Origin of the sequence: Salinarchaeum sp. Harcht-Bsk1 (assembly GCF_000403645.1) — an archaeon.
In the GTDB taxonomy this organism is placed as follows: Archaea; Halobacteriota; Halobacteria; order Halobacteriales; family Salinarchaeaceae; genus Salinarchaeum.
The window spans coordinates 1,320,043-1,339,399 of the sequence record NC_021313.1 but is presented as its reverse complement, the minus strand read 5'-3'; the positions used below and the strand labels follow the sequence as shown (position 1 = coordinate 1,339,399).

Annotated in this window: 17 protein-coding genes and 1 tRNA gene; 5 read left to right on the top strand and 13 right to left on the bottom strand. The window is 66.9% G+C overall.

The annotated features are described in order from the left end of the window. Positions 1–278 precede the first annotated feature (278 nt). Positions 279–353, bottom strand: a tRNA-Val gene (locus L593_RS06200). 224 nt (positions 354–577) lie between these two features. On the opposite strand from L593_RS06200, the gene L593_RS06195 reads away from it, so the two are divergent. After that, positions 578–1,954, top strand: coding sequence for a DUF5305 domain-containing protein (locus L593_RS06195; RefSeq protein ID WP_020446087.1), 1,377 nt, complete (start codon positions 578–580; stop codon positions 1,952–1,954). 129 nt (positions 1,955–2,083) lie between these two features. On the opposite strand, the gene L593_RS06190 is transcribed toward L593_RS06195, so the two are convergent. Together L593_RS06190 and L593_RS06185 are read right to left on the bottom strand one after the other, a co-directional pair. After that, on the bottom strand, positions 2,084–3,034 hold the full coding sequence (locus tag L593_RS06190; protein ID WP_020446086.1) for a hypothetical protein: 951 nt from the start codon (positions 3,032–3,034) through the stop codon (positions 2,084–2,086). A 169-nt stretch (positions 3,035–3,203) separates the two neighbouring features. Next, positions 3,204–4,619 (bottom strand): signal recognition particle protein Srp54, encoded by a 1,416-nt coding sequence (locus tag L593_RS06185; protein ID WP_020446085.1) that lies wholly within the window; start codon positions 4,617–4,619, stop codon positions 3,204–3,206. Between the two features lie 355 nt (positions 4,620–4,974). Here L593_RS06185 and L593_RS15910 point away from each other — a divergent pair, with 355 nt between their 5' ends. From L593_RS15910 to L593_RS06175, 3 genes are all read left to right on the top strand, one after another. Beyond that, the gene (locus L593_RS15910; RefSeq protein WP_187292645.1) at positions 4,975–5,133 is read left to right on the top strand and encodes a hypothetical protein; all 159 of its coding nucleotides are present in this window, start codon (positions 4,975–4,977) and stop codon (positions 5,131–5,133) included. Further along, on the top strand, positions 5,130–7,553 hold the full coding sequence (locus L593_RS06180; protein WP_081638661.1) for an amino acid permease: 2,424 nt from the start codon (positions 5,130–5,132) through the stop codon (positions 7,551–7,553). The genes L593_RS15910 and L593_RS06180 overlap by 4 nt, the downstream gene beginning before the upstream one ends. A 380-nt stretch (positions 7,554–7,933) precedes the next feature. After that, positions 7,934–8,122, top strand: coding sequence for a hypothetical protein (locus tag L593_RS06175; RefSeq protein ID WP_020446083.1), 189 nt, complete (start codon positions 7,934–7,936; stop codon positions 8,120–8,122). A gap of 83 nt (positions 8,123–8,205) precedes the next feature. Here the strand turns inward: L593_RS06175 and L593_RS15300 are convergent, their stop codons facing one another. The 6 genes from L593_RS15300 to L593_RS06150 form a co-directional block, all read right to left on the bottom strand. Then, positions 8,206–8,370, bottom strand: coding sequence for a DUF1059 domain-containing protein (locus L593_RS15300; RefSeq protein WP_020446082.1), 165 nt, complete (start codon positions 8,368–8,370; stop codon positions 8,206–8,208). Between the two features lie 144 nt (positions 8,371–8,514). Beyond that, positions 8,515–8,781, bottom strand: coding sequence for a hypothetical protein (locus tag L593_RS06170; protein ID WP_020446081.1), 267 nt, complete (start codon positions 8,779–8,781; stop codon positions 8,515–8,517). A gap of 198 nt (positions 8,782–8,979) precedes the next feature. Beyond that, positions 8,980–9,876: a hypothetical protein gene (locus tag L593_RS06165; RefSeq protein ID WP_020446080.1), complete on the bottom strand. Its 897-nt coding sequence runs from the start codon at positions 9,874–9,876 to the stop codon at positions 8,980–8,982. A 147-nt stretch (positions 9,877–10,023) separates the two neighbouring features. Beyond that, the gene (locus L593_RS06160; RefSeq protein WP_020446079.1) at positions 10,024–11,571 is read right to left on the bottom strand and encodes an FAD-dependent oxidoreductase; all 1,548 of its coding nucleotides are present in this window, start codon (positions 11,569–11,571) and stop codon (positions 10,024–10,026) included. Between the two features lie 146 nt (positions 11,572–11,717). Beyond that, the gene (locus L593_RS06155; protein WP_020446078.1) at positions 11,718–13,565 is read right to left on the bottom strand and encodes a Coenzyme F420 hydrogenase/dehydrogenase, beta subunit C-terminal domain; all 1,848 of its coding nucleotides are present in this window, start codon (positions 13,563–13,565) and stop codon (positions 11,718–11,720) included. Beyond that, positions 13,558–15,306: a nitrite/sulfite reductase gene (locus L593_RS06150; protein WP_020446077.1), complete on the bottom strand. Its 1,749-nt coding sequence runs from the start codon at positions 15,304–15,306 to the stop codon at positions 13,558–13,560. Before L593_RS06150 ends, L593_RS06155 begins: the two co-directional genes overlap by 8 nt. A 324-nt stretch (positions 15,307–15,630) precedes the next feature. On the opposite strand from L593_RS06150, the gene L593_RS06145 reads away from it, so the two are divergent. Beyond that, positions 15,631–16,698 (top strand): sensor histidine kinase KdpD, encoded by a 1,068-nt coding sequence (locus L593_RS06145; RefSeq protein ID WP_187292644.1) that lies wholly within the window; start codon positions 15,631–15,633, stop codon positions 16,696–16,698. A gap of 3 nt (positions 16,699–16,701) precedes the next feature. Here the strand turns inward: L593_RS06145 and L593_RS06140 are convergent, their stop codons facing one another. The 4 genes from L593_RS06140 to twy1 all read right to left on the bottom strand — a co-directional run bounded on the left by L593_RS06140 (position 16,702) and on the right by twy1 (position 19,317). Beyond that, on the bottom strand, positions 16,702–17,115 hold the full coding sequence (locus L593_RS06140) for a DUF5809 family protein (RefSeq protein WP_020446075.1): 414 nt from the start codon (positions 17,113–17,115) through the stop codon (positions 16,702–16,704). Between the two features lie 21 nt (positions 17,116–17,136). Beyond that, positions 17,137–17,622, bottom strand: a complete 486-nt coding sequence (locus L593_RS06135; protein WP_020446074.1) for a DUF5810 domain-containing protein — start codon at positions 17,620–17,622, stop codon at positions 17,137–17,139. A 72-nt stretch (positions 17,623–17,694) separates the two neighbouring features. Continuing rightward, positions 17,695–18,249, bottom strand: a complete 555-nt coding sequence (locus L593_RS06130) for a GNAT family N-acetyltransferase (RefSeq protein ID WP_020446073.1) — start codon at positions 18,247–18,249, stop codon at positions 17,695–17,697. A gap of 72 nt (positions 18,250–18,321) precedes the next feature. Then, positions 18,322–19,317 carry a 4-demethylwyosine synthase TYW1 gene (twy1, locus tag L593_RS06125; RefSeq protein WP_020446072.1) on the bottom strand — a complete coding sequence of 332 codons (996 nt, stop codon included), beginning with the start codon at positions 19,315–19,317 and terminating at the stop codon, positions 18,322–18,324. Between the last annotated feature and the right edge of the window lie 40 nt (positions 19,318–19,357).

The following is a 19,357-nucleotide window of genomic DNA, read 5'->3' as shown; positions in this document are numbered from 1 at the left end:
TATTGAATCAATCTGATAATATGTCTTCTGGACATTGGGGCTCGGTTCCTATACACGGATTCACGTAGATTCCATTCAACCAATCAACCGACGGTACCTTTATTGCAATTCACGATTTCCAATATGGCGAGTCCCAGACGGCGTCGGGCCGCGCTCACAGGGTGAATGGGTTACACCGGCTCCGGTCGGTATTCCGAAGACTCCGAAACCGGAATTCCCCGGCCTAGAGGGCCTGAGGAGCAAGATCCCGATCGGTTACTCACCGTTCGGACCTCGAATGGGTTGGGGCGGATTCGAACCGCCGACCCGCTCCGTGTGAAGGAGCTGTCATAACCGGGCTAGACCACCAACCCGTATCCCGACCTACCCGAGTGCCAGCCTTAAGGGTTACTTTGTCCCGCATCACCACTCTATTCCATGCCCACCGACACCGAAGCCAACCGTGTCAAACAGCCACAAACGGCCGTCTGACGCCCGTCAGACCTGCCAATGGACTTAACAGTACGTACCGTTACTGAGGGCGTATGGTGGGAGTTCGTGGTGGGGTCGACCAGCCGTTGGCCCCGGAGGTGCGCCCGTGATCGAGAACCCACGGGTGCGCCTGGCGCTGGCCGAACACGGCCGGCGCATCGCGCTGGCGCTGGCGATCCTGGGGGCGGTGCTCCTCGTCCTCGCGATCTGGACGGTCGTCACGCCGGCGTCGGAAACCGTCCGCCAGCCGGCGGACAGTCAGACGATCGAGACGGAAGTGAGTCACTCGGCAGTGGTGCAGTCGGCGGACTCGCCGTGGGAGCAGGGAACGACGCTGCAGGACCATCCGGCGTACCTCCTGAACGCGTCGCCGACGCTCGACGTGGCGGTGCGGACCGACGCGCCGCCGGGATCGACGGTGGTCCACGACGCGCGTCTCCAGTTGCGGGTCGTTCGAAACGGCGACGTCGTCTGGGAAGAGACCCGCGCGCTGGCCGCCGAGGAGCAGACGGCGACCAACGGCACGGCGATCTCGACCGCCGCAATCGACGTCGAGCGGCTGCAGGCCCAGCGCCGCGACCTCCAGGAGCAGTTCGCGGGCGTCGGGACGGTCCAGACGCGGATCGTCGCGGACGCACGCTACGAGACGGATACCTACGAGGGCACGCTGAGCGCGACGGGGCCGCTGACGGTCACGAACCGTGCGTACTGGATCGACGGCGACCCGAGCGATAGCGCGGCCCGGAGCCGGACCGTCACCGTCGAGCGCACCGCCCCTGTCGACTGGGGCACGGTTGCGCTGTTCGTCGTGCTCGGGCTCCTCGCCGTCGGCGGCGCCGCGGCAGCAGCGACGTACCGCGTCGAAGCGGACATCGACTGGCTACAGCAGGAGGTCCACCGCCAGCGCTACGACGACTGGATCTCCGACGGCAACCTCCCGATGGGCGTCGGCAGCGAGTACGTCGCGCTCGACTCGCTGAAGGACGTCGTCGACGTCGCGATCGACACGAACCAGCGGGTCGTCTACGACGACCGCCGGAACGTCTTCGCGGTGATCAGCGGCGAGGTCGTCTACTACTACAGCAAAGACGGCGACTGGAACCGCGTCGCGTGGCCCCAGACCCAATCCGACGACAGCGGGCCGTCCTTCCTCGAGGCGTTCGGGATGGGCGACGAGGACGTCCCGGGGGCCGAAGCGACCCCGCCCGGCGACGGCGGGTTCGGTGGGGGTCCCGACGCGGGGGATGGCCCAGGATTCGCCAGCGGCGGTGCGGACGCTGTTCCCGCCGACGCTGCCAGCGATTCGAGTGCCGATGAGTCCGACGACGCCGACGCGACCGACGCGGACGACGCTCCCGAGGCGGTGTTCGGAACCGACGAGGACGCGGCCGACCCACCGGACGACGCCGGCGGCGACGGATCGGTCGGCCCGGCGGAACGCCCGCCGGAGGATCGGCCGTTCGGTGGCGACGACGAAGAGTGAGTACCGGCCGATCGCCTCGCACCCGTTCGATCCGTCCGTTTGCTCGATCGAGCACGGTAGCGAGCGACGCTGCTCCCCTCTTGATAGTCGGCGAGAACTGAACACCGCGACGCCTGCCAGTGAACCGCCTCAGCAGTTGCCGGCGGCCGAGATGTCGGCCTCGCCCGCGTTCCGCTCGTCGCGAGCGGTCGCCAGGTCGCCGGACTGGGCGGCCACCGCGGAGGCCTCGAAGTGGGCTGCGGCGTTCGTGAGCGCCTGCGAGCGACAGAGTGCGGTGTCGATCTGGGACTGGAGTTCACCGTCCGTCTCCTGACGAGCGGTCTGGAAGTGCCCGGTGGCGGTCTGGAAGGCGGATTTGGCGGCCTGGAACTCCGACTCCGCGGTGGCGAAGTTCCCCTGCTGGACGGCCACCTGGCCCGACTCGAGGTGACCGCGGCCGGTGAGTATCGCGTCGTAGCCGCCGGTCAACTCGTCGGCGCCGACGGCGATGTTCTGCACCGTGGTGAGGCCGTCGGTCAACTCGCCCATCTTCGCACCGTAGGGATCGAGCACCGCGGGGTCGATGGCGTTCGCCGTCGACTCGGCGTCCGTGACGGTGGATCGGGCGTCGCCGACGACCGGCTGGATCGAGTTCAGGGTCTGCCCGGCGGCCTGGTAGTCGCCGTTGGCGATGCTCGATTCCACGCGCTGGAGTTCGCCCGCTGCGTCGGCGAGCGACGCCGATCCGGTGAGCAGCCCGGCGACGACGTCGACGTAGCTCCGGGCTGCCGGAATCTCGGCCTCGTAGTCGTCGGCGGCCTCGCGCTGGGCCGCCTCGTCCAGGGCCTGCCGGCTCGTCGCGAGGCCGGATTCCAGCGCCTCGCGGTCGAAGGACACGTCCGCGGGCGTCGCCGCGTCCTCTCTGGCGGTCGCCAGCTGCAACGCGACGGTGTTCGCTTCGCCGATGGCGGTCCGGAGGTCGTCGACGACGGCGTTCTCCGGCGGTCGCTCGGCGAGCGTTTCGCGTGCGCTTCCCAGACAGCCCGCGAGCGCCGACAGGGCGAGTCCGCCAGTGCCGACGAGGAGGTCTCGACGCCGCATATGCCTCCCATGTGAGGGCAGGGCATTTCACCGTTCCGGGCGCTGCGGTAGGCCGTCGCTACCGCTCGTCGGTGCCTGCGGAAGCCGTAACTGCGCTGCGAAGGGCGATCGGCCGCGAAAAACGCTGCGCGACGAAGCACCCGCGCCACTCTGCCCCGAAGGGTCCTACTCAGTCCCCGAACGGGTTGCCGCCAGGGCCACCGCCGCCCATGCCGCCCATCCCGCCGCCGGGGCCGCCACCGCCCTCCATCTGCTTCATCATCCGCTGCATGTCGGCGTCGCCCATGCCCTGGAACTGCTTGATGGTCTGCTCCATCATCTTGTGTTGCTGGAGCAGTTCGCGGACTCGCTCCTCGCTCGTCCCCGAGCCCCGCGCGATGCGCTCGGTGCGGCTCTGCCCGACGCTCCGGGGGTTCTCGAGTTCGCCGTCGGTCATCGAGTCCATGATGACTTCGAACTCGCGCATCCGCTCCTCGGTGACGCCCATCGCGTCGTCGGGAAGCTGGTCCATCATCCCGCCGCCCATCCCGGGGATCATGTCCATCACCTGGTCGAGCGGCCCCATCTTGTTCATCGCCTCCATCTGCTTTTGCATGTCCCGGAGGGTGAACTGCCCCTCGAGCATGTCCTCGGGGTCCCAGTCGTCGTCCTCCTCGAGCCCGGTCTCCTCCATCGCGCGCTCGACGCGCTCGGCGAGCTGCTTGAGGTCGCCCATCCCGAGCAGCCGGGAGATGAAGCCGTCGGGCTCGAAGCGCTCGACGTCCTTCACGCCCTCGCCGGTCCCGAGGAAGGCGATCGAGGAGTCGGTCTGGTCGACGGCCGCTAGCGCACCGCCACCTTTCGCGGTCCCGTCGAGCTTCGTGATCACGACGCCGTCGATGCCGATCGACTCGTCGAACTGCCTGGCCTGGTCCTTCGCGCCCTGTCCGATCGCCGCGTCGAGCACGAGCAGCGAGCGGTCGGGATCGACGGCCGCCTCGATCTCCTCGATCTCGGCGATCAGGTCGTCCTCGAGCGCGTGGCGACCGGCGGTGTCGACGATGTGGACGTCCGCATCAGCGGTCTCTTCGAGGCCGTCGCGGGCGATCTTGACCGGGTCGTCGCCGTCGGGGTCGCCGTAGAAGTCGACCTCCGCGCGGGAGGCCATCTCCTTCCCCTGGTCGTAGGCGCCGGGCCGGAAGGTGTCGGTCTGGATGACTGCGGGCTGGAGCCCCTTCGTCTGGAACCACCAGGCCATCTTCGCGGCGCTCGTCGTCTTCCCCGACCCCTGGAGGCCGGCCAGCAGGATCGTCTGGTCCTCCAGCGGGAGGTCGGTGGATTCGCCGACGAGGCCCACCAGTTCCTCGTAGACGATGCGCAGCACGTGCTCGCGAGCGGAGGTGCCGGCCGGCGGCTCCTCCTCCAGCGACCGCTCCTTGATCGAGTCCGATAGCTCCTGGACGAGCGCGACGTCGACGTCGCCCTGGAGCAGCGAGCGCTGGATCTCCCGGACGACCTCGTCGACGTCCTCCTCGGAGATCCGGCCCTTGCCCCGGAGATTGTCGAGGGTAGACCGCAGGGAACTCCCCAGATCGTCGAGTACCATTGTTGTCCTTCGGTAGGCAGTCACCCCGGGAAAGCCTTTTCGTCGCGTTCGAATCCGGCATCCGGCCGCGATTCGGTGGCCGGGTAGCCCGAGTGGTCCGAGGAAGACGGCCGACGGCGTCTGTTTCGCTTGCTCGACGGGGGCTTGATCTGAGTATTCCAGTCGGGGAGAGTTGTACTACCTCGTGTACCGAGGAATGGTGGAGCAGAAGGAACGTCCCGTGAGGTCCGATGGACTCGGTAGATCCGGAACGTCCTCGTCCGGTCGAAGGTACGTACTGTCAAACAGGATCGTGTAGTGAGTTTGGCAATGATAGACACCAGATTTAATGAATGTGTCAGGAGAATCAGTGCACATGGTATCCACGCTGACCATCGGAGCGATCCTCACGCTACTTGCGTGGGTTTGGCTCCAGGTCGCAGTCATTCACGGGAAATACGTCGTGGATAAGATCGCAGAAGGGGAGTACAATAAGGGGCCGCTCCAAGGACGAGACGGCGGTGATTCCTCGTGAGTGACGGTGAAGGACTCCCGGGCCATAGCCACGACGACGAGCTTGCTCGGGACCTATCGGTGTTCGACATCACGATGATCGGCATCGGCGCGATGATTGGCGCTGGGATATTCGTCTTGACCGGTCTTGCAGCCGGTCAGGCCGGTCCCGGTCTCGTGATGGCCTTCGCGTTCAACGGCTTCATCACCATTTTCACCGGGATGGTGTACGCGGAGCTCGGGTCCGCCATCCCGGAAGCGGGTGGCGGCTATCTCTGGGTACGGGAAGCCCTGGGACGGTCTCAGGCGTTCCTCGCTGGCTGGATGTCGTGGTTCGCCCACGCTGTCGCAGGTTCACTGTACGTGCTCGGCTTCGGTGCGTTCGTGCATCTCCTGTTGACGGACTACTTCGGAATCCAGCTCTTCCAGCCGATTGATCTCCTGTTCATCACGTTCGGCCCCGAGAAGCTATTCGCAGTGTTTGCTGGCGCACTGTTCGCGTACATCAACTACCGTGGCGCGAAGGAGACCGGCCTCGCCGGGAACATCGTGACGATGGTCAAGGTCACGGTGATCGTCGTTCTTATCGCCTTCGGGTTCGGGTACATTTTGGGGAATCCGGGGCAATCCACCGAGCGGTTCCGCCCCTTCCTCCCCCGTGACTTCGGCGGGGTCTTCATCGCCATGGGGCTGACCTTCATCGCATTCGAGGGCTACGAGATCATCGTGCAGTCCGGCGAGGAAGTCGTCAATCCCAAGAAAGCGGTTCCGAAGGCAGTGTTCTACTCGATGTCCGTGGTGGTCACCATCTACATGCTGGTAGCGATCGTTCTCATCGGCGCCGTCTCTGTCACGCCGGAACTATTCTCGCTCGCACAGGAGGGTGCGGCCTCGGGGGGTCACGGTGCGACGAACCTGCCACCGGTTCCTGACGACATCGCGGACGCGGCGGTCTGGGAGATTCTCGGCCACCTCGGCGAACTGGGGCTCGCCCGGGCGGCCGGTCAGATTATGCCCTACGGGACGCTCGTCATTCTGGTCGCGGGTATCTTCTCGACGCTCTCTGCGCTCAACGCCACGACGTACTCCTCGACACGCGTCTCCTTCGCCATGGGGCGTGACCACGTCCTTCCGGACGCGTTCAGTGCGGTCCATCCCGAGAAGAAGACGCCACACATCGCGACGGCTCTTTCCGGCGCGCTCATCGTCTTCATGGCGGTCGCACTTCCCATCGAGGCAGTCGCTGCCGCGACTGACGTCATGTTCCTCCTGCTGTTCTTGCAGGTCAACTACGCTGCCATCGTGATCCGCCGTGAGTGGGGCGATCAAATCGACTACGGTTACGTGATGCCGTTCTTCCCGTACGTCCCCATCATCGGCATTCTGACCAAACTCGCGCTTGCAGTCTACCTGTTCAACTACAGTCCGCTCGCGTGGTACGGGGCAATCGCCTGGATTCTCGTCGGGGTCGGAATCTTCTTCCTCTACTCCCGGAGTCGCGTCCGTGAGACCGAAGCAAAAGAGGAGACCCGCCTTATCGCGGAAGAACGGTCTCCCGAAGAACGTGGGTATCAGGTTCTCGTTCCGATTGCGAACCCCGACCACGCCGAACAGCTGATTCGTGCGGGTAGTGCTATCGCTCGACGCCAGGATGGCGAAGTCCTGCTAACGAGCGTTGCGACCGTCCCTGATCAGACGCCGCTGTCGGAGGGGAGTCGGTACGCCGACGAACAGCGGGAGTTGCTCGACGAAGCGATGCAGTACGCGCCCGAGGACGTCCCGGTTCACCAGACCGTGACCATCGGCCACGACATCGCCAAAAGCATCAACAACGTCGCCTATCAGCGTGACAGCGACCTCGTGTTGCTCGGATGGCGTGGTCAGCGCAAACGGATGTCCGATTACGCGCTGGGGTCCAACATCGACACGGTCGTCGAGAACGCCGAGTGTGACGTCGCCGTGCTCAAGACGGACGGGACGACGGACTCGAGGCGCGTCCTCGTTCCGACTGCGGGGGGATCGAACTCCGATCTCGCCGAGATGGTCGCCGCCGCGTACGTGGAGGCTGGTAGCGAGGTCACACTGTTCCACGTGGCGACCGACCGCGACGTCGAGAGCGCGCAGTCGTTCCTCGAGCAGAGGCAGGCAGCACTCGCCGAGTCCGACATCGACGTCGACATCACCGTCGAAGCGGGCGAGGACATCTCGGAGGGAATCCTCGAATACGCGCGCAACGGCGACTTCGACTCGATCATCGTCGGTGCGGCGGGCGAGGGCATCCTTCGCCGCGTGTTATTCGGTGAAGTCCCCGAGACTGTGGGCGCCGAGTTCGAAGGGGAGGTCGTAATGGTACGGAAACATCGCCCGGTCCAGTCGGCCGTCAAACGACTGGTCGGGAAATGGGTCGGCAAGGGGGCAAAGGCGACGAACCTGGGTGAGTGACCCCGCACGGCCCTCGGATCCAAAGACGACGGGTTCTCCCCGCCGCCTGTGACGGCTTCGTCGAAAAACGAGCGCCACGAGGGAACACAGTGCATGCCGACCTCGAAGAGCATTCTGGGGGTTCTTTGGCCGAAACTGACGGAGAACCCATCGACTTTGGTGCCTCTAAAGAGCCTAGGTCCGAATGCGTTCGCTCTCCTGCTGTTGGAAACGATGGATCGGCACCATGGAAGAATCCGACGGGCGCGCCGGTGCCGCTGATTGTGTTGCCGCCGCCGGAGCGGTAGGCTCGAGAGCGCCGAGGCGGAGCTTTAATTTCGCGACGATCTATCCGCGATTTCGTGCAATCGGAGACCCAGTAGCTCCTCTACGCCGTCGGTATGGTCACCTACGGGGTCGTGGCGGTGATCCTCCCGCAGATCCCGGCAATGATCGGTCGGCTCGGCTACGCGCTGCTCACGCCCGGGGAGAGCATCTCGCCGGAGTACCCCGAGATCTGGCTGGCGCGCGTGCTCGGTGTCGTCTCGCTCGCGTTCGGGACGCTCACGCTGTACGAGGTTCTGGGCTGAGCGTCGTTCGCGCCGGATTCAGGTTTCAGGGTCGAAGGATCCGCCACGGCGTCGCTCCAGCACTCCGTCGCCGGCCGATTCCTTCAGGTGTGGAGCATCTCGCGGATGTCGCTCTCCTCGACGGTCGTGTCGTGGGCGCTCCGGCCGTGGATCTGCACGAAGTCCACGAGTTCGTCCTCGTTCTCGTCGACGATGTGGAAGTCACACTCGAACCCTGCGTCCTGATGGCAGTCGAACTCTGTTGCCATGCCCGGGCGTTCGGCGCTCGGTGGCATTGTTAGGCGGCCCGGGGTCGTCGGTAACGACGGGAGAGTTCCGTCCGCCGCTGTTCGTCGGGGCCGCTATGGAAAACTTACCGTGCCGCTTCCTGCGGAATTTCTCCGCCCATCCGTTCATGCACGCCCCGAGTGGACGGTGATAGTCGCAGACTGCTCGAACGAACCACCGCCGTCACAGCCCTCGTCGAGCCTGTCGCGAAGGTCGCACTCGAACGCTTCCGCGTCGGCACCGAACTGCTCCGGCGACGCGAACGACAGGGAGAACACGTAGTCCACGATCTGGTCGGTCGCCCAGTCGCGCTCGACGTCGAACGTCGCCGTCTCGACGTCGTGGAAGCCCCGCTCGACCAACAGCTCGTCCCACGGATCGTCGTCGCCCAATAGGCTCCGAGTGCATTCCCGCACTGGAGAAATCGCTTGCGGTCCGCTCCGAACCGCCCATGCGATCCCGTGGGCGAGCACCGCACCCCGATCGGTGGCACACGACTGAAACCGGAGATCTGACAACCTCGTCCAAACGGGGCCCTCCCGCACGAATTCGGCGGTACTGGTGTGGTGGCGAGTCGCGATCGCAGCCTGCTATGGCCCCGTCGACGCGCTCTGCTCGGCGCTGCGATCCTCGGCGTGGACGACGTCGGCCGAGGGCAGGCGCGAAGCGGCGGGGCGGGCGGTCAGTCGGCTCAACTCGCGATCGATCGTGGCCTCGGCGTCGATCCGGAACCGGACCGTGCGACCGTCGAGCAACTGGAGCCCCACGACGCGTTCGCGGCGGCGCGCCCGGTCTCCTCGCTGGAGGTCGCGGTGCCTGTCGAGGCCGACGGCACCGGCGCCGACGCCGATCGTCACGCCCGCGGCGAGGAGGAGTGCGGTCCAGGCACCGAGGGCGGCGAGGCCGCCGGCCCCGATCGTGCCGAGGCCCGCTGCAGCCCACTGGAGCACCGGTCGCTCGTCGACGAACCCCGTCAGGCGCTCCCGCTGCTCACCATCGAGGGAGAACGCCGGCGGTACGTCGAACCGTTCTAGCGCCTCGTCGCCTCGCTGGAGCACCTCGTCGATTCGATCGAGTGCACCCGTGGCGTCCGATTCCGAGAGCCCGCCGCCGCGGGTCACGAGCGCGGCCGTCGCGAGCGTCCCGATCGTGCCCAGCAACGCGAGGACTGGCACCAGGAGGGTCCCGGCGCCAGCGAGCACCGCGGCGCCGGCCAGCCCGGCGAGCGCGACGCCGGTCGCCAGCAGGCCGAGCGAGGCGATCTCCGCCCTTGTCCGGCGGCTTCGCGGCCGGCTTCGGATCGAGAGTACCTGTCCGCGGGGCACGTCGACGAAGCCGCCGTCGGTCGGGACGAACAGGATCCGCCGGTCGGTGACGCAGATCGACGCTGGCGTCCACGCGGGCTCCTGGAACAGCGTCCCCGAGCCGACGAGTTCCGAGGACTCCCCGGCGGCCAGGTAGTCGTCGAACGGTGTCGAACTGGTCATCGAATCACCAGTTCCGCTCGCCCAGTCTTTGTAAGGTGTCGCTTATGTCGGCGCCCGCCAGACGGCGCGATGGCCGCGACAGCCCGTCTGCTGGCGATTTCTGCGAACTGGGCGGATGGAGCGTGGTCGGGCTAGCCGTTCGCGTGCTCAGGCGTTCAGGACGCCCTCGTAGAACTCGCGGACGGTGAGGTGCTGTTGCTGGACCTGGGTGCGGATCCGGCGGTAGTACTGCTCGAGTTCGCGCACGAGGTCGTTGCTCACGGTGAAGTCGTTGGTGTCGTAGAACACGGAGCTCGCACCGAGCGGCCGCATCATTGCGTAGAAGTCCGGCACTGTGAACACGGAGAGCTCCTGGAGGCCGTCCTCGTTGGCGCGCTCGACCTGCCAGTCGTAGCCGTAGCGGTCGAACTCCTCGGCGATCCGGTCGAGTCGGGGGCTGTACTCCCGCGTCGCCATCTCGCGCCAGAACTCCGTGTCGTCGTAGGAGTACTTGTAGTGGACCGCGATGAAGTCGTAGATGGTCTCCCACGTGCGCTCGGCGGCGCGGTTGTACGCCATCCGAACGTCGTCGTCGGCGATCCGGCCGTGGGCGGAGAGAAGCTTCGCGAACTGCATCGCCAGCGACGCGTTCGCGGTGAGCGCCGTCGACTGCAGCGGCTCGACGAACCCCTCGGCGTTCCCGATCGCGAGGCAGTTGTCGACCCACGCTCGCTCGTAGTACCCCGAGGTGAACTCGTACTTGTCGACGTCGTCGACGTCGCCGACGGGATCCGGGTCGGCGTCGGCGGTCGCCACCTCGTCGACGTACTCGCGGAACTCCTCGAGAGCGTCCTCGTCGTCGACGTACTCGGAAGCGAAGACGTAGCCGAGGTCGCGGTTGTCGTAGGTGTCGATGTGCCAGAACCAGCCGTAGTCGCCCGACTCGACGACGGTCGCGGGGATCACGTCGTCGAGCGAGCGGTCGATCCGGACGTTGAACGCCGAGTCGAGCGGGAACTCGAAGTCGCGGAACTCGGCCTCGTCCTGCTCGCTCCGGAGGATCCGGTTGAACCCCGTCGCGTCGACGAACAGGTCGGCGTCGTAGGAGTCGCTCCCGCTGTGGACGGCGTCGACGTGCGAGCCGGTCGTCTCGACGTCGGTGATCTCGTCGTTCACGAGTTCGACGCCGCGCTGCCGGCAGAGCTTCCGGAGGTAGCCGTTGAACCGCGCGGTGTTGAGGTGGTAGGCGCACTTGGTGTACTTGCTCAGGTCGCCGTTCTGCTCGTGGTACCACGGGGACTTGCCCTGGCTGACGATCTGCTCACAGCGGGTCAGGTGGTCATCGCTGTCGTAGAGGTTGTCGTAGTAGTAGACGAGATGCTCGGAGGAGTTGCGGGTGTCGGGCTGCTTGAACGTGTCTGAGACGTCGAAGGGGTAGTGGAACGCGTCGGTGTCACACCAGTCCCGGAAGAAGACCGACGCCTTCCAGATCGGCTTGACCTCGTCGATGAACTCCGGTTCCTCGATCTCTAGCTGTCCGTGGAGGATGTTCTGGATGTCGAGGTAGGTGCTCTTGCCGACCTGTGGCACCTCGGTCCCGAAGTCGTCCACGACCCGGACGTCGACGGCGGGCAGCTGCTTCTGAATTCCCAGCGCCGTCAACAGCCCGATGTCGCCGCCCCCGACGACGAGCACGTCATCGATTGTCCCGCTCATGACTTTTCGAGCCTTCAGAGCCGTCGCGGCAAGAATGCATCGTTAAGGCCGGCACGTGGCCCCAATTGGTGGGGGAATCGCGCAGCTGCTCTCTCCGGACGCCCTTCAGGCGGACCGGATCCCGCCGGTCGCTCCGGGCCGCCCGCTCAGTGCCCCGCGTCGTGGGGGTTCAGCTCCGTCCCGTAGTGCTCGGCGTGGTCGGTGTAGTCGATGAAGCGCGGGGCGTCCGGGTCGAACTCGCGTTCGAGCGACTCGAAGGCCTGCTTCTTGTCCCAGCCCTGGAGCTTGCCGATCGCGGAGCGGTCCTCGAGGTCGTGGAAGTCCAGATCGTCCTTCGTCAGGTTCCAGGCCTTCATTCCCTGCTCGGTCCGGACGATGACGCTGGAGTACTCATCCGAGGAGCCGACGGAGCCGACGGTGAGGTCGGCGGTGAAGCCGGTGAAGTCCGCGCACTCGTCACAGCCCTTCAGCGCGGCGTCGTGGAAGTGCTCGATCTCCTCCTGGAGCACCATCTCGCCGTCGGTGTCCCAGACCATCAGGTCGCCGTGGAGGACGTCGAGCTTGCCGATCGACTCGATCGGAATCCCGCGTTCCTCCTCGACCAGCTCGCCGAGGAGCCGCTCGTAGTTGAAGTTCTTCGTGCACATTAGCGCGATCGTGTAGTCGATCGCCCGGACGCCGGTCTCGTGGGCGGCGTAGTCCCACTCGAAGTCCTGCAGCGCGCGGATGCCCTCGATCTCGCAGGGCGTGCCGACGAGCGCCAGCGAGAGGTCCTCGGGGTCGACGTCGGGGAGCTTGTGCTCCCACTGGCCGAAATCGACGTTGCCCAGCGCCATCGTCTGGTTGTAGAAGCTGCCCGCGTTCGCGATCAACTCCTCGGGCGTCGTCGCGAGAAAGGCCTCGGCCTTCCAGGGCGCTTCCTCGGACTCAGTAGCGACGAGTGCGCCGTGGATTTCTCCCGCTTCCAGCAGGTGAATCAGGACGGACGTGACGACCCCGCCGTCCTGGGCGTTCTCGCGAACGTCGTGAGCGAGAGCTCGAGACGGCTCCGCCGTCTCGGCGTTCTCGCGCCAGTCCTCCTGGACCGTCGCGGAGAACTCGGTGATCGGGTCGCCGGCGCCCTTCACGTTGTCATCCCCACCGGTGAGCTTCCACTGGCGTTCGTAGCGCAGGCCGCCGCGGGGACAGAAGTCCCAGCACAGCGAGCAGCCGGTGCACATCTTCACGAGCTCGGGGAGGTCGTCATCGCCGATCCCGATGGAGTCGGAGGGACAGGCGGCGACGCAGGTCCCACACTGGATGCAGCGGTCCTCGTCGATGACGGCCTCGTCGAGCTCCATGAACCACGTCTTCTCGTCGGGCGTCTCGATGTCGTTCATCCGGTCGCGGATCTCGTAGCCGGGGGTGTCGAGGTCGACGCCATCGGGGAGGCCGACGCGCTCGTCGGGGGGATCTTCGTGCTCGATGTCCTGGCTGACGCCCTCCGCGGGCTCGGTCATCTCGCCGAGGTCGAGCTGACCGTCGGGCGTGACGTTGGATGGGGTGGCGCCTCCATCGGCGGCCACGGCCGGCTGTCCGCCGGTATCGTCCGAGCAGCCACAGGTATCGCCACAGCCGCACCTGCCCTCGCTGCCGTCGTCGCCGTGATCGTGCCCGTGGTCGTGGCTGTGATCGTCTTCGGGCGCGGCGGGCACCGGACCGTCCGGATCCGCCGGACCGATCTGTTCGGCCGGGATCGTGCCGTGCTCGCTGGCGGGGCGGTGCGTGCGGATGCCCTCGGCGCGCGGGACGGAGTGGCCGTCATCGTTCTCACCGACCTCGGGGACCGCTGGATGACAGAGCTGCTCGGTCTCCTCGTTAGGGTGCTCTGCGATCTCTGGCGCGGCGTCTGCAGGTGCTTCTGATTGCTCGGCTCGCGGCTCGCTCCGCTCACCGCTCGCTCTTTCCGAGGCGCCCGTCGTCGGCTTCGCCTCCTCGGTTGCCTCGTTAGTCATCCCCGGCCACCCCTTTGGCAACCGGTGCGTCCGCGCCCTGCATGACGCGTCGGAGCCGCTCGTTGTCCGTCCGGCGGCACCACTCGTAAAAGCGCTCGCCCTCCTCGTGTTCGCGAGCGAAGGCGGCGAACAGTTCCTCCAGCGCCGGAATCACGGCGTCTGCGGGGACGGCGGTCTCGACCCAGTCGAGGAACTCGTTGTCGCTGCCGAGCGCGCCGCCGAGGCCGAAGTCCATCCCCTCGACCATGTCGCTCTCTTCGTTCTCGGCTTCGGGCGACTGCGGTGCGTCCGACTCGCTCTCGCCGGTCATCTTGACCGTCTCGCCGCGGAAGCCGATGTCCGCGATCTGGGGCTGGGCACAGGACGCCGAGCAGCCCGACATGTGCATCCGGACGACCTCGAGGTCGTCGGGCGTGTCGATCCGCTCGTCGAGTTCGCGGGCCCAGCGCTTGACGCGCTTCTTCGTCTCGATGATGCCGTAGTTGCAGAACTCCGAGCCGGTGCAGCCGACCGCGCCGCGCTCGAAGGGGCCGGGGTCGGGCTTGTACTCCTGGGCGAAGTCCTCGGCGAGCAGGTCGTCGAGGTTCTCGTCCGGGATGTGCGTGATCAGGAAGTTCTGGTCGGTCGCGAGGCGAATCGAGGCGTCCTCGGTGCCATACTGCTTCGCGGCGCGGGCCACTTCGGCGAACTCCTCGCCGCCCATCCGGCCGGTGATGACGTTGAAGCCGACGTAGTTCAGGCCGTCCTGCTTCTGCTCGTGGACGCCGACGTGGTCGCCCTTGTACCCCTCGGTGAGATCGGTGCCACGCGAGCGGAGGTCGACCTCGCAGCGGTCGCGGATTGCCTCCTCGAATGTCTCGGGGCCGAGCTGCTCGACGAGGTAGCGCATCCGGCACACGCCGCGGTTGTTGCGGTCGCCGATCTCCTTGAACGTCTGCGCGACGGCGCGGCAGAACTCGACGGCGTCCTCCGGGCGGACGAACACGTCGAGCGGGGACGCCATTCGCGGGCCGTCGGAGAGCCCGCCGCCGACCTTGGCGTGGAAGCCGTAGATCTCCTCGGTGCTCTGGCCTGCGCCGTCGGTCTCGATCTCCTTGCGCGCCGGCGTCAGCCCGACGTCGTTGATCTGGGACTGCGCGCAGTCCTCCCGGCAGCCGGTGATCGTCATCTTGTACTTCCGCGGGAGGTTCGCGTACTCGCGATTCTCCGTGAAGTACTCGGAGACAGCGTCGATGACCGGCTGGGCATCGAAGCACTCGTGGTCGTCGAGCCCGGCAGCGGGACAGCCCAGCACGTTCCGGGCGGAGTCCCCACAGCCCTGGATCGTCGTCAGCCCGACCTCCTCGTACTTCTCCCAGATCTCGGGGACGTCTTCGACCTCGATCCAGTGTGACTGGGTGTCCTGTCGGGTCGTGATGTCGAGGTAGGCGTCGCCCCAGTGTTCGTTCTGGTGCTCGCCGCCGTACTTCTCCGGCGCGGTCGCGTACTCGTCGGCGACCTCGCCGACGACCTCGGCCTGCTCGGGCGTGAGCTTGCCGCCGGGGACCTTCGTTCGCATCATGAAGTAGCCGTCCTGGACCCCGTGACTGTACATGCCGGCCCACTTGAGGCGCTCCCACTCGCCGCCGCCGGCGCGCTCCTCGATCTCCTCGAAGGAGAGGCCCTTCTCGGCGTACTCCTTGACGTCCTCGATCACGTCGAGTGGGTGCTTGTTCTGCTTGTACTGCTCGACCGAATTCATGCTGCCCCCCAGCCCGAACGCCTGGCGGGCCAGCCGCCGCTTCGAGACGTATCGCTCATACAGCGTGCGAGCGCTCCCGAACCTATAGGGCCGCTCGTACGGGCGAACGGTGACGGGGCTCCCCACAACTGGACACGCTTGCCGGTACCTGTGTCGGATCGGTCGTCTCCGGGACCGACAGTACCCGCGGGCGGGGCAGAGCGCCAGTCGCCTGCCCCGGAGTGACACGCCAGCTACCGGACAATGTTTCCTACATCGGCCACTGGCGGCGTGCCGGGGATTTCGGGTAGAACGTTGAAGGTGCTGGGGTTGCGACCTGCAGTAATGAATGGGGACCGGCGGTCGTCCCGTCTGCCTGCGGTCCCGCCTGGCTGGGGCTTCTACGCGCTCGGCATCGCCGGGGTGGCGGTCGCGATCGGTCACCTCCTCACCGAAGGCGAGGGGCTGGGCACCGGTCTCGAGGGGCTGATCCTGTTCACGCTCTCCACGACCGTCCTGTACACGGGCTACGAACTGCCGGATCGCTCGCTCTCGCGGGCCGGTGCCGTCGACGCCCTCCGCAACACCGCCGTGTTCGTCGTGGCCTTCGTCCTGCTGGCGAACGCCATCGTCCTCATCTGGCACTACGAGCAGGGGCACGTCGAGGACGCCCAGTTCGTCGTCATCTTCGCCGGCGTCCTCGGTGCCGCTGTCGGCGGTCAAGCGAACGTGTACGCCGTCGAGTTCCGGGAGGCCTTCGACCGCAACCAGGCACTCACCAAGCTACTCACGGTCAACCAGCGCGTCCTCCGACACAACCTCCGGAACGAGGTCACGATCGTCCTCGGTCACCTCGAGGACGGCTCCGACGGGGCGGGCGCCAGCGCGGAGGACGTCCGGATCGCGCGGGAGCACCTCGAACACCTCCTCGAGACGAGCCGTGAGGCCCAGCAAATCTCCGACGTCTGGGAGCAGGACGCGACCGAGGAGTTCGATCTCCCCCGGTTCCTCGCCGAGCGCGTCGAAGCGTTCGAGACCGAGTACCCGGATGCGACGCCCACGATCGAGTGTACCGATCCACCGCTGGCGGTCGCTCACGTCGCCCTCCCGCTCGCCGTCGACGAACTCCTCGAGAACGCCGCCGTCCACAACGGCGCCGACGTCGAGATCACCGTCTCGTGTCGCGAGGTCGCCGGTGGCGTCGCGATCGAGGTCGCCGACGACGGCGAGGGCATCCCCGCCGTGGAAACCGACGTCCTGTTCAATCCCGCCGAGACCACCCTCGAACACGGCACCGGGCTGGGGCTCTGGCTCGTCTACTGGATCGCGATGCAGTCCGACGGGGAACTCCGGTTCGCGTCGAACCAGCCGAGCGGGACGATCGCCTCGATCGTGATGCCCACCGCGACCTGACCGTCACGCCTCGGGATAGAACAGGTCGCGATAGAGCCGGTTGAACGCCTGCCGGCGCAGCGTCGCCACGGCCGCGTCGCGCTCCTCGTGGAACGTCGCTGCGACGCCCTCGCCGTCGAAAGCGTGCCAGACGACGCTGTCCACGTTCTCGTTCCCCGCCTCGAACACCTCGCCGTCGAACTCATCGCGCCACGCTTCGAACTCCTCGCGCGTGCCCACCGTCACCGCGAGCGTCGAGGCGAAGATCGCGTCCCGAGCGGTCACGATCACCTCCGGCGACACGCGCTCCTGGATGTCCTCGACGTCGAGCGCTCGGGCGACCTCCTTGGTCACGACGGAGGCCGGCGTCGCCAGTTCCTCGTAGGCCGCCCGGGCGTCCTCGGGGTCCGTCGGCGTGAGCCGTCCGATCGTCTCCATGCGCGAGGCTGGCAGGTCGTGCTACTCGTCGGTGTCGGTTTCCGCCGGACCCTCGCCTCGCTCGTCGTCGTTTTCCTCGTTGCCCGACGTCTCGCCGTTGGGCTTCTCGCTTCCGGACGCCTCGTCCTCGCCGAGCATCCGCTGGGTGATCTCCCGTGCCTCGGCCAGGACGGCAGCCGTCTCCTCGTTGTCTGCGGCCGGGGGTTCCGCGCCGCCGATCTGGCTCACCCTATCCGCGTGGCCCGCTCCGCCGGTCTGACCGTGATCGTGTCCGACGTCGGGGTGCTCGCCCGCGCTCTCGTCGGCGAGTTCGTGCTCGACGGTCTCGGCGTACTCCGTCGCTGTCGCGGCGAGTGCCTCGGGTCCCTCCTCGCGCCAGCCAGCGGCGTGGTCGTCGAGCCAGCGTTCGTGGTCGCCGCCCCGGGTCATTGCGACGATCGCTAGGTGGTGTGCGAGGTGCTCGCCGTCCGGCGCGAGGGTCTCACAGACCGGGCAGGCGTAGGCCATGTCAGGTCGTCCGAGTCCAGCGGTGAAAAGGCTACAGCTCCGGGGCGGTCACTCGGTCCAGCCAGGAGCGGGCTACAGCTCCCGGGCCATCACGAGCGCGTCCGTGCCGTCCTCGTAGTAGCCAGCGCGGCGGCGCATCGGCGCGAACCCGAACTCGCGATAGAGGGCCTGAGCGGCCTCGTTGTCCTCCCGGACTTCGAGTTTCACGGAGGTCGCGCCCTCGCCGGCGAGCGTGACGAGCGCGCGCTCGAGGAGCGTGCTCGCGATCCCGCGGCGCCGGTGCTCCGGGTGGACGGCGAGGTCCTTGACGTGCCCGAAGGCGCGGCCGTGGTTCGGCGTCACCTCCGCGACGACGTAGCCGATCACGCCGCCGTCGCCGATCACGCCCTCACGGTCGGCCGCCCCGTCCCCGACGCCCGTCGCCTCGCCGCCCTCGGCGCTGGCTGCTACCGCGCCCTCGGGCTCCTCGACGGCGACGAGAAAGCCCGGCGCGTCCACGAACCGCTCGAACGCCTCGAAGGGCCAGGGCGTGGAGAACGCCGCCCGCTCGATCCGGTGGACGGCGAGCAGGTCCGCCCGCTCGACGGGACGGATGCGGACTCCCTGGTCCTCGGGCGTGACGGTCACGGCGAGGCGTACGGCGTCGCGGAGTAAAGAGCCAGCGGTGAGCGAACTGAGCGCTCGCGCGTCACCGTCGTCTCAGTCGTCGGTCACCGCGGCGCGCTCGCTCGGATCCGGTGCGTTCCAGAACTCGGCGCCGGCCTGGAGCTTCGGCACCCAGGTGTCCTCCTCGCGGGAGATCAGGGTGACCCGCGACGGCGGTCGGTCTTTCAGCACGTCGTGCTCGGGCATGTGCTCCATCACGTCCTCCGTGAACGCCACCACGTCCTCGTGCTCGGGCATGTTCGAGCGATCCAGCCGGCCGCGGGAGTGCCCGACGTGCATGTAGGCCTTGAGTTCGACGTAGTCCGGATCCGCTCGCTGGTAGAAGGCGGCGTACCAGTCCGGATCGCGCATGTTGTGGCCGTCGACGAGCGTCGTCCGGAGGACCGTCCGCGTCTCGTCCTTTTCAGCGAGGACGTCCATCGTGTCGATCAACTGCTCCCAGGCGCCGTCCTCGACGGCCTTGACGGTCTGGTCGAAGGTCCAGCGATCCGGCGCGTCCACGGAGACGTAGAGCTGCGTCGGGTCGCACTCCGCGAGCACCTCCGGACGGGTGCCGTTCGAGACGAGGAACGTGGTGAGGCCGCGGTCGTGGAACGCCTCGATCAGTTCGGGGAGGTAGGGATACAGCGTCGGCTCGCCGTCGAGCGAGATCGCGACGTGGCGGGGTTCGACCGCCTCCTCGAAGCGGTCGTCGGGCACGTTGTCGTTGCCCTTGTAGCCGCTGAGGAGTTCTCGCTGGAGTTCGATCGAGGCGTCGACGACCGCCTCGGGGTCGTCCCACTCGACGCCCTCGAGTTCGTAGGCGTGGCCGGCGTGATCGCGCCAGCAGAAGACGCAGCGCTCGTTGCACTTGACGACAGGCGTCATCTGGATGCATCGGTGCGAGCGGATGCCGTAGAAGGCGTGCTTGTAACACGTTCCATCTCCTGTAAGTGCGTTCTTCGTCCACCCACAGGTCTGCGCTGCCGTGTGGTTGACGTTGTGATAGTCGGGGTCGTCGACCTGCTTGGGCCCGTCCGCGTCGCTCATAGCCCATCATTGACCGCAGCCGGCAAAAGCAGCGGGTTTG